Genomic DNA, 12867 nt, shown 5'->3' with positions numbered 1-12867 from the left:
CTGTCTAATCGATCTTTTCCGCGAGCAGGCCTTCCACGAAGTCCGAGAGGCCGACGAGGCGGTCGCGCTTGAGCCGCTCGGCGGCCTGGATCGCCTTGAGGCTCTCGAAAGACCTGCCGAGATCCTCGTTGACGATCACATAATCGTACTCGACCCAGCGCTCCATTTCGACGCGGGCATTGGCAAGGCGCTTGGCGATGACCTCGGGCGCATCCTCCGCCCGCCGCTCCAGGCGCGCCTTCAGCTCCTTGAAGCTCGGGGGCAGCACGAAGACGGTCACCACATCGTCGGGCAGCTTCTGCCGCACCTGACGGGTGCCCTGATAGTCGATGTCGAAGATCATGTCCTGGCCGGCCGCGAGCGTCTTCTCCACGGGCTTGCGCGGCGTGCCGTAGAAGTTGCCGTGCACCTCGGCCCATTCCAGGAGTTCATCGCGATCGCGCATCGCCTTGAACTCCTCCACGTCGATGAAGTGGTAGTGCTTGCCTTCGATCTCCGACGGCCGCTTGGGGCGCGTGGTGACGGACACGGAGAGAACGCCCGCCCGCTCCTCCACGAGGCTGCGCGTGAGCGTCGTTTTGCCTGCGCCGGAGGGCGAGGACAGGATGAGGATGAGGCCGCGCCGGCCGACCAGGGGCTTGGAATCTTGGCTCACCGCATCACTCCACGTTCTGAACCTGCTCGCGGAATTGCTCGATGACGGCTTTCAGTTCAAGGCCGATCCGCGACAGGGACACGTCGTTGGCTTTCGCGCACAGGGTATTCGCCTCGCGACCGAATTCCTGCGCCAGGAAATCGAGCCTCCGGCCGACCGGGCCGCCCTCCTGCAGCAGGCCCCGCGCGGCCTCCACATGGGCGCGAAGACGGTCGAGCTCCTCGCGGATATCGGCACGGGCCGCGATCAGCACCGCCTCCTGGTGCAGGCGCGCCGGGTCGAAGGCGGCCTTGCCGTCGAGCAGTTCGGCGATCTGCGCCTCGAGCCGGGCGCGGATCGCCTCCGGCCGGCGCGCGGGCGCCGCCTCCGCCTCGTCCACCAGGCGCCCGATAGCGTCGAGCTGCTGCCCGAGGACCGTGGAGAGCGCCTGCCCTTCCTTCAGCCGCGCGGCCCGGAGGGCATCGATCAAGGCGCCGACACCGGACCTGAGCGCCGCCACCAGGGCCTCGTCCTGCATGGGGTCGGCCGCATCGTCATCGAGCTCGACCACGCCGCGCACGGAGAGAAGTCCGTCGAGGGAGGCGGGCTTAACGGTCTCCGGAAGGGCAAGGCCGCCGATGGCGGACAGGAGCGACTGCAGCACCTCCTGATTGACCCGCAGCTTCGGCTCGGAGGAGGCCTTGCTCAGCGACAGGTTCAGCTGTCCCTGGCCGCGGGTGAGCGCCTTGAGGATCTGCCCGCGCGCCTCCTCGCCCAGGGAATCGAGGCCGGAGGGAGTCCTCACCCGCACCTCCAACCCGCGCCCGTTCACCGTCTTGAGCTCCCAGGCCCATTGATAACTGCCGGTGACGCCGGCCTCACGGGCAAAGCCGGTCATGCTCGCAATGGACATGCGTTCAACCTCGGAGGGAATGAAAAATCGGCGCGACCATAATGCGCGCCGACGGAAGAGTCGATTGCAAGGATGTCCGGCTCAGGGCTGGCGCAGGGGCGGCACGTTCTTGGGATTGCTGAGGTCGAAAGTCTTGTTCCTGAGCGGGTCCTTGTCGGTGCCCTCGCTCGCGTCGAAGCCCCGGCCCGGTCGGCCCGTGGGGCGCGCACCCGAGCCCGGCGCCGCGTTGGCGGTCCCCCGCAGTTCCGGCGCGGAGCCCGCCGGCACGCTGGTCTGATCGGCCTCCGGCACCGCCCGATCCACGTTGGCGTCGGGCGCCGGCCGGCTTTTCTCGATCTGCCGCCAGCGGGTCACGTTGCGCTGGTGCTGCTCGTAGGTTTCCGCAAAGGCATGGCCTCCCGTCCCGTCCGCCACGAAGTAGAGGTCCTTCGTGCGGGAGGGATTGGCGACCGCCTCGAGCGCCGCCCGGCCCGGATTGGCGATGGGGCCCGGCGGCAGGCCTTCGATGACGTAGGTGTTGTAGGGCGTGGCGGCCTCGATCTCGCTGCGCAGGATGCCGCGGCCGAGGGTGCCCTTCCCGCCGACCAGCCCGTAGACGATGGTGGGGTCGGACTGGAGCTTCATGCGCTTCATGAGGCGGTTGATGAAGACCCCGGCCACCCGCGTGCGCTCGTCCGCGCGCCCGGTCTCCTTCTCGACGATGGAGGCCAGGATCACCAGTTCCTGGGGCGACTTGATCGGAAGGTCGGGCGACCGGCGCTGCCAGATCTGCTCGATGGCCTGGCGCTGGGCGGCCTGCATGGTGTTGATGATCTGCTGACGGGTCGTGCCGCGCTCGAACTTGTAGGTATCGGGCAGAAGCGATCCCTCCCGCGGCGTCTCGGTGACGTCGCCGGTCAGGATGTCATGCTCGTAGAGGCGCGCCACGATCTGCTCGCTGGTCAGCCCCTCCGGGATCGTCACCGCGTGCAGGATGGCCTTGCCCTGGATGAGGGTGTCGATGGCCTCCTCGACGCTCGTGCCGGCCTTGAACTGGAACTCGCCGGCCTTCAGCTGGCCGCGCTGCCGGTTCATGTAGGCATAGGCCTGGAACAGGAGCGGCTGCTCGATGACGCCTTCCTGCTTGAGGATCTGGGCGATCTCGCCCGTCCCCGTGTTGCGGGGGATCACCACGACCTTGTCGCTCTGCAGGGGCCCTCGCGCCGTCACTTCCTGCTGGACCATGGAGAAGCCGATGACGCCGGCGATCGCCACGGCCACGAGCAGGGTCAGCAATCCGCTGAAGAGGGACAGCATGCCGCCGCGGCGGCGGCGCAGCTTCGGCGGCGGCGGCGGCGCAACGGCCGGCTTGATCGCCTCGCTCGGGGACCGGGGAGCCAGTCGGGGCTGCGACGAACCGGCATCGGATTCGTCGACAGGAGGGAGGAGGATCTTTTTCTTTCGTCCGAACATTACGCCGCTTTTCTGGTCTCAGGCCGGCGGTCCTGCCGGTCCGCCGACACCCTAGCAGGGATTATGGCGAAAAGCCGTAACGGACGGCCGCCATCCTCAAGATACGCGACGGAAGATCAGCGACGCGTTGGTGCCGCCGAAGCCGAAGGAGTTCGACAGGGCGACGTTGATGTCCTTGCGCTTGGCCTGCTTGGGCACGAGATCGATAGCCGTCTCCACCGACGGATTGTCGAGATTGATGGTCGGCGGGATGATGCCGTCGCGCATGGCGAGGATCGAGAAGATCGCCTCGACGGCGCCCGCGGCGCCCAGCAGGTGGCCGATGGCCGACTTGGTGGAGGACATGGAGAGCTTGCCCGCGGCATTGCCCATGATCCGCTCCACCGCCTTCAGCTCCAGCTCGTCGCCGAGAGGCGTCGAGGTGCCGTGGGCGTTGACGTAGTCGATGTCGGAGACCGGGATGCCGGCGCGCTTCAGGGCCGCGGCCATGCAGCGATAGGCGCCGTCGCCGTCCTCGGAGGGCGAGGTGATGTGGTAGGCGTCGCCCGACAGGCCGTAGCCGATGACCTCGGCATAGATCTTGGCGCCGCGGGCCTTGGCGTGCTCGTACTCCTCCAGCACCACGACGCCGGCACCCTCGCCCATAACGAAGCCGTCGCGGTCCTTGTCGTAGGGACGCGAGGCGCGGGTCGGGTCGTCGTTGAAGTTCGTGGAGAGCGCGCGGCAGGCGGCGAAGCCCGCGATCGAGAGCCGGTTGATCGGCGATTCCGTGCCGCCGGCCACCATCACGTCCGCATCGCCGAGCGCGATGAGCCGCGCTGCGTCGCCGATGGCGTGGGAGCCGGTGGAGCAGGCCGTCACCACCGCGTGGTTCGGCCCCTTCAGGCCATGCTCGATGGACACGTAGCCGCCGGCCAGGTTGATCAGGCGGCCGGGGATGAAGAAGGGGGAGATGCGGCGCGGGCCGCGCTCGATGAGGGTGGCGGAGGCCTCGTAGATGCCGCCGATGCCGCCGATGCCCGAGCCGATCAGCACGCCGGTGGCGCACTGCTCCTCATAGGTCTTGGGTTCCCAGCCGGAGTCGCGAAGGGCCATGGTGGAGGCGGCCATGGCATAGACGATGAAGGGATCGACCTTGCGCTGTTCCTTGGGCTCCATCCACTCGTCGGCGTTGAAGGTGCCGTCGGTGCCGTCCCCGCGCGGGATCTGGCAGGCGATCTGGCAGGCCAGGTCGTCGACCTGGAAATCGGTGATCTTTCCGGCGCCGCTCTGCCCCTCGATGAGGCGCGACCACGTAGCATCGACCCCGCTGCCCAGCGGAGTGACCATGCCAAGACCTGTAACAACTACCCGGCGCATGAATTCCTGCCCTATCGATCGATAAAATTCGGGCGTCGGATGAGTCACCCGACGCCCTTTTGCAAGCTCTTTAAGCTGCGTTCTTCTCGAGGAAGCGGATGGCGTCGCCGACCGTGACGATGGTCTCGGCCGCGTCGTCAGGGATCTCGACGTTGAACTCCTCCTCGAACGCCATCACCAGCTCGACCGTGTCCAGGCTGTCGGCGCCCAGGTCGTCGATGAAGTTGGCATTGTCGGTCACCTTGTCGGCCTCGACGCCCAGGTGCTCGACAACAATCTTCTTCACGCGATCAGCGACGTCACTCATCGTTCTTTCCTCAGTGGCTGCCGCCTCAGGATTGGGCGGATTCAAGAAATCAATTTTAGATCAGCTGCTCAGCTGACAACGCTGAAACGGCTACCCTGCGCCGTGCAAAGCCGCATTTTTAAGCGCCGGTCAACCCCTTTGACCTGATCGGGATCATGCTTAACACAAGCTTATCCCGTCTGGCGAGAGGGTGCCGGCGCCTTCAAACAGATTCCGGAAAAGGCCTTAAGTCCCTTTAGAACATGGCCATTCCGCCGTTGACGTGCAGGGTCTGGCCCGTCACGTAGGCGGCTTCCTGGGAGGCGAGATAAACCACGGAAGAGGCGATCTCGTCCCCCTGGCCAAGGCGGCCCATGGGGATGGTGGCCAGGATGCCTTCCCGCTGCTTCTCGTTGAGCACGTCCGTCATCGGCGACTCGATGAAGCCGGGAGCGACGAGGTTCACCGTGATGTTGCGGCTCGCCACCTCGGCGGCCAGCGCCTTGGTCATGCCGATCAGGCCGGCCTTGGAGGCGGCGTAGTTGCCCTGGCCGGGGTTGCCTGTGGAGCCCACCACGGAGCCGATATTGACGATGCGGCCGTAGCGGCGGCGCATCATGCCCTTCACGGCGGCCCGCGAGAGGCGGAAGGCGGCGGTCAGGTTCACGGCGATCACCGTGTCCCACTCCTCGTCCTTCATGCGCATGAACAGGTTGTCCTTGGTCACGCCCGCGTTGTTGACCAGGATGTCGAGCCCCTCCATGGCCGCCTCGGCGGCCGGCACGAGGGCCTCGACCGAATCCTTGTCGGACAGATTCGCCTCGACCACATGGACGCGCTCGCCGAGGGCGCTCGCCAGCTCGTCGAGGGCGGCCCGGCGGGTGCCGGAGAGGGTCACGGTCGCGCCCTGGGCATGGAGCGCGCGGGCAATGGCGCCGCCGATGCCGCCCGTGGCGCCGGTGACGAGGGCCTTACGGCCGGTGAGATCGAACATGCGGGGCTCCTCTTATCCGTTCAGGGACGCCTTGAAGGCGGCGACATCCTCGGGGGTACCGATGGCGGCGCCCGAGGCGCCCGCCGCGATCCGTTTCACGAGGCCGGTCAGCACCTTGCCCGCCCCCACCTCGTAGAAAGAATCAACCCCCTGCGCGGCCATGAAGGCCACGCTCTCGCGCCAGCGGACGGTGCCGGTGACCTGGCGCACCAGGGCGTCGCGGATCGCCGCCGGGTCGGTGACCGGGCCGGCCTCCACATTGGCGACCACCGGCACGACGGGAGCGTTCACGGTCACGCCGGCCAGAGCCTCGCGCATGGCGTCCGCCGCCGGACGCATGAGGGCGCAATGGAAGGGGGCGGAGACGGCGAGCATCACGGCGCGCTTGGCCCCCTTGGTCTGGGCGATGGCCACCGCCCGCTCGACTGCCGACTTGTGGCCGGACACCACCACCTGGGCGCCGCCGTTGTCGTTGGCCGCGTCACAGACCTCGCCCTGGGCTGCCTCGCGGGCAACCTCGAGGGCGGCATCGTATTCCAGGCCGAGAAGCGCCGCCATGGCGCCCTGCCCGACGGGAACCGCATTCTGCATGGCGTTGCCGCGGATGCGCAGGAGGCGCGCTGTGTCGGAGACTGACAGACTGCCGGCAGCGGCAAGGGCCGAATATTCGCCGAGCGAATGGCCGGCCACGTAGGCGGCATGTTTCCTGAGATCGAGACCCGCCTCGGCCTCGAGGACCCGCATCGCCGCAAGGCTCACCGCCATGAGGGCCGGCTGGGTGTTGGCCGTGAGGGTCAGCTCCTCGGCGGGGCCTTCCCACATGAGGGTGGAGAGCTTCTGGGAGAGAGCCTCGTCCACCTCGTCGAATACCGCCCTGGCCTGCGGAAAGGCGTCGGCAAGGGCCTTGCCCATCCCGACCGTCTGGCTGCCCTGGCCGGGGAAAACGAATGCGCGCTTCATCGGGAACGGAACCTTCAGTTCAACGAATCCGCGCGGGACTCGCACCCGCAGCACAGAGAGTCAAGGCTGGGAGCGCCCAGCCTCGAACTTGAGCTGTTACAAGATGAGACGGCGCCAGCCGCGCAGCATCTGCCGGTTGACGGGGGGCCGGTACAGGCTCAGGTGCCTCAGCGCCCCGTACAAGGCATGAGCGAGGCTTTGCAGGACTGCACTCAAGGTTCTCAAGATCAACCCTCCCAGGCTTGACCGTAAGGAACCCTAGCCAGGAGGGGGTACCGCCGCCGTGCGCGGCCGCACCCAACGTTAAGTCCCTGCCGGAGAACGCATCCTCTTGTTTTCTCAGGCCAACCGGTGTATCCGGTCCCCCTTCCGATATTCTCATGACTGAAGAAGGAGCCCCGCATGGCTCGCGTGACCGTCGAAGACTGCATCGACAAGGTCGACAACCGGTTTGAGCTCGTGCTGCTGGCCAGCCACCGGGCCCGCCTCATCTCGTCGGGCTCGCCCCTCACCATCGACCGCGACCGCGACAAGAACCCGGTGGTGGCTCTCCGCGAGATCGCGGACGAGACCATCGCTCCGGACGACCTGAAGGAGCAGCTCATCCACTCCATGCAGAAGTATGTCGAGGTGGACGAGCCGGAGGCCGAGGCCGTGCCGATGCTCAGCAACACCGCCGCGGCCCCCTCCACGGGCGGCGACAACGACGCGGACGTCCAGTTCGACCGCATGAGCGAGGAAGACCTCCTCCGCGGCCTCGAAGGCCTCGTGCCCCCGAGCAGCAGCGCGGACGACGACGACCGGGAGTAGGCGTCTTCAAGACTCTTTCGAAAAGCCCGGCCCGGTGCCGGGCTTTTTTGTTGCACACCTTAACCACGAGCCGCATGCCTGCCCTGCGTCACGCTATTCAGCTTGCGGTCAGAAGACGTTGTACAATATCTTCAATATCTTCCCGACTTTTCGTCAGATCGACCGGGCCCAAAGGAGATGTCGGCCGAATGATGCGCCAGTATGAACTCGTCGAGCGGGTCAAGCGCTACAACCCCTCGGCCGACGAGGCGCTTCTCAACCGTGCCTACGTGTATGCCATGATGGCCCACGGCAACCAGAAGCGCGCCTCCGGCGACCTGTTCTTCGGCCATCCGCTCGAAGTGGCGGCCATCCTCACCGACCTGAAGCTCGACGATGCCACCATCGCGGCCGCGGTTCTCCACGACACGGTGGAGGATACCCAGGCGACGCTGGAGGAGATCAACAAGACCTTCGGGCCTCAGATCGGTGCCCTCGTCGACGGACTGACGAAGATCAAGCGCCTCGACTTGGTCTCCAAGCGCGCGGCGCAGGGCGAGAATTTCCGCAAGCTGCTGCTCGCCGTCGCCGACGACGTGCGCGTGCTCCTGGTCAAGCTCGCCGACCGCCTGCACAACATGCGCACCCTGCAGTTCATGCCGCCGGAGAAGCGCAAGCGCATCGCCGAGGAAACCCTCGACATCTATGCGCCGCTCGCCGGCCGCATGGGCATCCAGGAGATGCGCGAGGAACTGGAGGAGCTCTCCTTCCAGAACCTCGACCCGGAGGCCTACGAGGCGATCCGGCGCCACCTGAACGAACTCTCCACCAAGAGCGAGAAGCTGGTCGAGGAGATCGAGCAGACCCTGACCACCAAGCTGCGGGCGCAGGGGATCGAGGCGACGGTCACCGGGCGGCAGAAGCGGCCCTATTCGATCTGGCGCAAGATGGAGCGCAAATCCGTCTCCTTCGAGCAGCTCTCCGATATCTTCGCCTTCCGCATCATCGTCGGCACCGTCGATGAGTGCTACCGGGCGCTCGGCATCGTCCATACCAGCTGGCCCATGGTGCCGGGCCGGTACAAGGACTACATCTCGACCCCGAAGCAGAACGACTACCGCTCCATCCACACCACCGTGATCGGCCCCGGCAGCCAGCGCGTGGAGCTGCAGATCCGCACCTGGGACATGGACGAGGTGGCGGAATACGGCATCGCCGCGCACGCGCTCTACAAGGAGGGCGTCAACGACAATTCCCGGCTTGCCACCGAAAGCCGGGCCTATCAGTGGCTGCGGCGCACCATTGACCTCCTGGCGGAGGGCGACAATCCGGAGGAGTTCCTCGAGCACACGAAGCTCGAGCTCTTCCACGACCAGGTGTTCTGCTTCACCCCCAAGGGCCGCCTCATCGCCCTTCCGCGCGGCGCGACGCCCATCGACTTCGCCTATGCGGTCCACACGGATGTCGGCAACACGGCGGTGGGCTGCAAGATCAACGGCCGCATGTCGCCGCTCCTGACCGAGTTGCAGAACGGCGACGAGGTGGAGATCATCCGCGCCGAGGGGCAGACCCCTCCGGCCGCGTGGGAATCGCTCGTGGTCACGGGCAAGGCGCGCGCCTCGATCCGGCGCGCCACCCGCGCCGCCGTGCGCCGGCAATATACGGGCCTGGGCCGCCAGATCCTGGAGCGCGCCTTCGAGCGCGCCGGGCGGCCCTTCTCCGACGAGAAGCTCAAGGGCGCCCTGCCCCGCCTGGCGCGGGCCTCCGTGGAGGACGTGCTCGCGGCGGTGGGCCGGGGCGAAATGTTCTCCGGCGACGTGGTGCGGGCGGTCTATCCCGACTACCTGGACGAGCGGCGCGCCGGCAGCGACGGCAGGGGCGCGGGACAGCCCGACGGCGCGGCCCGCAAGGGCGCGGGCGAGAATACGGGCGGGATCCCGATCCGCGGCCTCAACACGGACGTGCCGATCCGCTTCGCCCCCGAGGGCGGTGCCGTGCCGGGCGACCGCATCGTCGGCATCATGACCCCCGGCGAGGGCGTCACCATCTACCCGATCCAGTCGCCCTCGCTGGCCGCTTTCGACAACGAGCCGGACCGCTGGGTCGACGTGCGCTGGGATCTGGAATCGGGTTCCGCCCAGCGGTTCCCGGCGCGGATCAAGCTGCAGTCGATCAACGAGCCCGGTTCGCTCGCCCAGATCACCCAGGTGATCGCCGATCACGACGGCAACATCGACAACGTGTCGATGAAGCGGCGCACCCACGACTTCACCGACATCACCATCGACCTCACGGTCTGGGACCTGAAGCACCTGAACGCGATCATCGGGGAGCTGCGCGCCAAGCGCGTGGTGAGCCGCGTGGACCGCGTCACCGGATAAAACCCATGTCGCGAAAACCCCGCATCGCCGTCATCATGGACGAGAACACCAGCGTCGACGGCACCCGCTACGACATGGCGAAAGCCTATTTCACGGCCGTTCATCGCGCGGGCGGTCTTCCCTTCGGCATTCCCTATCTGCCGGAGATGGTCGCTCCCGTCGTCGAGGAGTTCGACGGCTTCATGAGCGTCGGCGGGCGCATCCGGTTTCCCCGCGACTGGTACGTGCCCGGCGACGAATCCCGCTACCCGGCATCGGAGCGGCTCGAGGTCGAGCAGGCGCTCATGCGCGGCTTTCTCGACCGCGACAAGCCGGTGCTCGGCATCTGCAACGGCATGCAGATGCTCGCCTGCCTCCACGGCGGGCGCATGGTGCACGAAGTGCGGAAGGCCGGCGCGCACATCCTCGACCACAACAACCGCAGCACCATCCATGCCGTCGAGGTCGTGCCCGGCACGAGGCTTGCCCAGATCCTGGACACGACGCGCCTCGATGTGAACAGCCGCCATCAGGAGGCGGTGGTCGAGACGCCTGGCCCGGCCATCGCCGCAGCCAGGGCGGAGGACGGCGTGATCGAGGCCGTCGAGATTCCCTCACGGCGCTTCGCCATCGGCGTGCAATGGCACCCGGAGGCCTTCGCAACCCAGGATCATCCGGGCAACAGGCTCTTCGAGGCTTTCGTGCAGGCCTGCAGGCAGGATAGATAGGGCTGGATCCAAGCCCCAGGAGCGAGCCGCGCCATGCCCATCACCGTTCTCGGCCTCGATGCCGACGACACGCTCTGGCACAACGAGACCTTCTACCAGCTGACGCGCCGGCGCTTCAACGAACTGCTCGCCGACTTCGTGGATGCGGGCACTCTCGAGAAGGAGATCGAGGCCACGGAGAAGCGCAACCTCGGGCTCTACGGCTATGGGGCCAAGGGCTTCACGCTCTCGATGCTGGAGACGGCGCTCGAGGTCAGCAAGGGGCAGGTGCCGACCCAAGTGCTGCAGGAGATCCTGGCGGCCGGCCGCGAGATGATGAACCACCCGGTGGAGCCCTTGCCGGGCGTTCACGAGGCGCTCGAGGTTCTCTCTGCCGAGTACAAGCTGGTGATGATCACGAAGGGCGACCTCTTCCACCAGGAATCGAAGCTCGCCGCCTCCGGCCTCGGCCACTTCTTCTCGGGCGTCGAAATCGTGAGCGAGAAGAAGGCGGAGATTTATGCCCGCATCTTCACCCGCCACGGCGCCGGCCCGGAGCACGCGGCCATGGCCGGCAACTCGGTACGCTCGGACGTTCTGCCCGCCCTCGAAGCCGGCAGCTATGCCGCGCTCATCCCCTTCCACCTCGTCTGGGCCCACGAGGACGCGCCGCTCCCCACCGACCATCCGCGGTTTGCAGAGTTGTCGTCCTTGGCGGAACTGCCGCGGTGGCTCAGCCAGGTGACCTGAGTTCCGGCAGCACTGACGGGCCTCAGGCTGGGGACCTCCGATCTGTGCCGCGAAGGCCGTTGAAGGTGCTGGCGATCGGAGGCTAAATCCCCTTGCCTCCCGCCCGGCCCCCTGCCAAACAGCCATAAAGCAGGAGGCGCTCCATGACCCCGAACGACGTTCTCGATGAATTCCGCTCCGCAGGCGCGCTGCTGGAGGGGCACTTCATTCTCTCGTCGGGACTGCACAGCCCGGTCTTTCTGCAGAAGATGTTCGTGTTTCAGGATCCGGCGCGGACCGAGCGGGTCTGCCGGGCGCTGGCGGAGAAGATCCGGGGCACGTTCGGGCCGGTCGATTACGTGGTCTCGCCGGCCGTCGGCGGCATCGTGCCGGGCTACGAGACGGCGCGGCATCTCGGCTGCAAGGCGATCTTCGTCGAACGCGAGAACGGCGTCTTCGTCCTGCGGCGCGGCTTCACGATTCCCGAGGGCGCGCGCGTCGTCATGGTGGAAGACATCGTGACGACTGGACTTTCCTCTAGGGAATGTCTGGCAGCCCTGCGCGAGCATCCGGGAACGATTCTCGGCGCCGCCTGTCTCATCGACCGCTCGGGCGGCAAGGCGGATCTCGGCGTGCCGCTGGTGTCCCTCGTCCAGCTCGACATTCCGGCCTATGCGCCGGACCAGCTGCCGCCCGAACTGGCCGCTCTTCCGGCCGTCAAACCGGGCAGCCGCAGCCTCAAATCATAAATAGCTGTTTATTTGTCACACACTGGCTTGACTGCCTTGGTTCCGACAACTTGACTCTTGGAATTTACACGCCATTAAGTATTTTCCATTGTCAGGGTTACTGGTCCGAAGGGTTAATAGCAGCCTGTTGCAAGGCACGTCATACATTTTTCGCGCAATTCAATTGCTTGCGTAAATAATAGATGTCGCTTGAATAATATAGGTTGTTATACCGCTCCGGCAGACGCAAACAGAGAATACTTATGTCAGGCCAGCAGCGGATCGCTCTCTTCATTGACGGCGCCAACCTCTACGCTACCACGAAAACTCTCGGCTTCGATATCGATTACAAGCGCCTCCTGAAGGAGTTTCAGAGCCGCGGTACGCTGGTCCGAGCGTTCTACTACACCGCGCTTGTAGAAGATCAGGAATATTCGTCCATCCGCCCGCTGATCGACTGGCTCGACTACAATGGCTACCGCGTGGTCACGAAACCGACCAAGGAGTTCGTGGACTCGGCCGGCCGCCGCAAGGTCAAGGGCAACATGGACATCGAGCTTGCCATCGATGCGCTGGAGCTCTCCCCCTACATCGATCACATGGTGCTGTTCTCCGGCGACGGCGACTTCCGCTCCCTGGTCGAGGCGATGCAGCGCCGCGGCGTTCGTGTATCGGTGGTGTCCACGGTCACCACGCAGCCGCCGATGGTGGCCGACGAGTTGCGCCGCCAGGCCGACGAGTTCCTCGACCTTGCCCAGCTCGCCGCCCGCATCGGCCGCGATCCGTCCGACCGGCCGCAGCGCACCCTGAACGAGAACGGCGAGCGGCAGGAGCGCATGCGCCAGCAGCCCCCGCGCAGCGGCGCCCTCGAGAGCCGCTATGGCATTCGCCAGCCGCAGGACGACGATTACGACGTCTGAGACGCAACGGACCGGAATGCGATCATGGCCGGGCCT

The 12867-nt window shown here is 66.4% G+C and carries 13 protein-coding genes; 6 read left to right on the top strand and 7 right to left on the bottom strand.

Annotated features, from left to right (window positions below):
- Positions 1–4: 4 nt before the first annotated feature.
- From gmk to fabD, 7 genes are all read right to left on the bottom strand, one after another.
- Positions 5–655, bottom strand: coding sequence for a guanylate kinase (gene gmk / locus GR303_RS00825; RefSeq protein WP_161721510.1), 651 nt, complete (start codon positions 653–655; stop codon positions 5–7).
- Positions 656–659: 4 nt separating this feature from the next.
- Positions 660–1547, bottom strand: coding sequence for a YicC/YloC family endoribonuclease (locus tag GR303_RS00820; RefSeq protein WP_161721509.1), 888 nt, complete (start codon positions 1545–1547; stop codon positions 660–662).
- Positions 1548–1628: 81 nt separating this feature from the next.
- A complete protein-coding gene (gene mltG / locus GR303_RS00815; RefSeq protein WP_161721508.1) occupies positions 1629–2999 on the bottom strand; it encodes an endolytic transglycosylase MltG in 1371 nt (456 codons plus the stop codon).
- Between the two features lie 96 nt (positions 3000–3095).
- On the bottom strand, positions 3096–4358 hold the full coding sequence (gene fabF, locus GR303_RS00810) for a beta-ketoacyl-ACP synthase II (RefSeq protein ID WP_161721507.1): 1263 nt from the start codon (positions 4356–4358) through the stop codon (positions 3096–3098).
- A 70-nt stretch (positions 4359–4428) separates the two neighbouring features.
- Complete coding sequence (locus GR303_RS00805; RefSeq protein ID WP_009764365.1) at positions 4429–4665, bottom strand: acyl carrier protein; 237 nt, start codon at positions 4663–4665, stop codon at positions 4429–4431.
- 235 nt (positions 4666–4900) lie between these two features.
- On the bottom strand, positions 4901–5638 hold the full coding sequence (fabG, locus tag GR303_RS00800) for a 3-oxoacyl-[acyl-carrier-protein] reductase (RefSeq protein WP_161721506.1): 738 nt from the start codon (positions 5636–5638) through the stop codon (positions 4901–4903).
- Positions 5639–5650: 12 nt separating this feature from the next.
- The gene (fabD, locus tag GR303_RS00795; RefSeq protein WP_161721505.1) at positions 5651–6598 is read right to left on the bottom strand and encodes an ACP S-malonyltransferase; all 948 of its coding nucleotides are present in this window, start codon (positions 6596–6598) and stop codon (positions 5651–5653) included.
- Positions 6599–7000: 402 nt separating this feature from the next.
- Here fabD and rpoZ point away from each other — a divergent pair, with 402 nt between their 5' ends.
- The 6 genes from rpoZ to GR303_RS00765 all read left to right on the top strand — a co-directional run bounded on the left by rpoZ (position 7001) and on the right by GR303_RS00765 (position 12831).
- Positions 7001–7408 carry a DNA-directed RNA polymerase subunit omega gene (gene rpoZ, locus GR303_RS00790; protein ID WP_009764362.1) on the top strand — a complete coding sequence of 136 codons (408 nt, stop codon included), beginning with the start codon at positions 7001–7003 and terminating at the stop codon, positions 7406–7408.
- A 188-nt stretch (positions 7409–7596) separates the two neighbouring features.
- A complete protein-coding gene (locus GR303_RS00785) occupies positions 7597–9768 on the top strand; it encodes a RelA/SpoT family protein (RefSeq protein ID WP_161721504.1) in 2172 nt (723 codons plus the stop codon).
- Between the two features lie 5 nt (positions 9769–9773).
- The gene (locus tag GR303_RS00780; protein ID WP_161721503.1) at positions 9774–10475 is read left to right on the top strand and encodes a gamma-glutamyl-gamma-aminobutyrate hydrolase family protein; all 702 of its coding nucleotides are present in this window, start codon (positions 9774–9776) and stop codon (positions 10473–10475) included.
- A 33-nt stretch (positions 10476–10508) separates the two neighbouring features.
- A complete protein-coding gene (locus tag GR303_RS00775; RefSeq protein ID WP_161721502.1) occupies positions 10509–11204 on the top strand; it encodes an HAD family hydrolase in 696 nt (231 codons plus the stop codon).
- A 143-nt stretch (positions 11205–11347) separates the two neighbouring features.
- Positions 11348–11932 (top strand): orotate phosphoribosyltransferase, encoded by a 585-nt coding sequence (gene pyrE, locus GR303_RS00770; protein WP_161721501.1) that lies wholly within the window; start codon positions 11348–11350, stop codon positions 11930–11932.
- Between the two features lie 242 nt (positions 11933–12174).
- Positions 12175–12831: a LabA-like NYN domain-containing protein gene (locus GR303_RS00765; protein ID WP_161721500.1), complete on the top strand. Its 657-nt coding sequence runs from the start codon at positions 12175–12177 to the stop codon at positions 12829–12831.
- Positions 12832–12867 lie beyond the last annotated feature (36 nt).

Origin of the sequence: Microvirga arsenatis, from assembly GCF_009910705.1 — a bacterium.
Taxonomy (GTDB): domain Bacteria; phylum Pseudomonadota; class Alphaproteobacteria; order Rhizobiales; family Beijerinckiaceae; genus Microvirga; species Microvirga arsenatis.
This window is presented reverse-complemented; position numbering and strand designations above follow the sequence as displayed.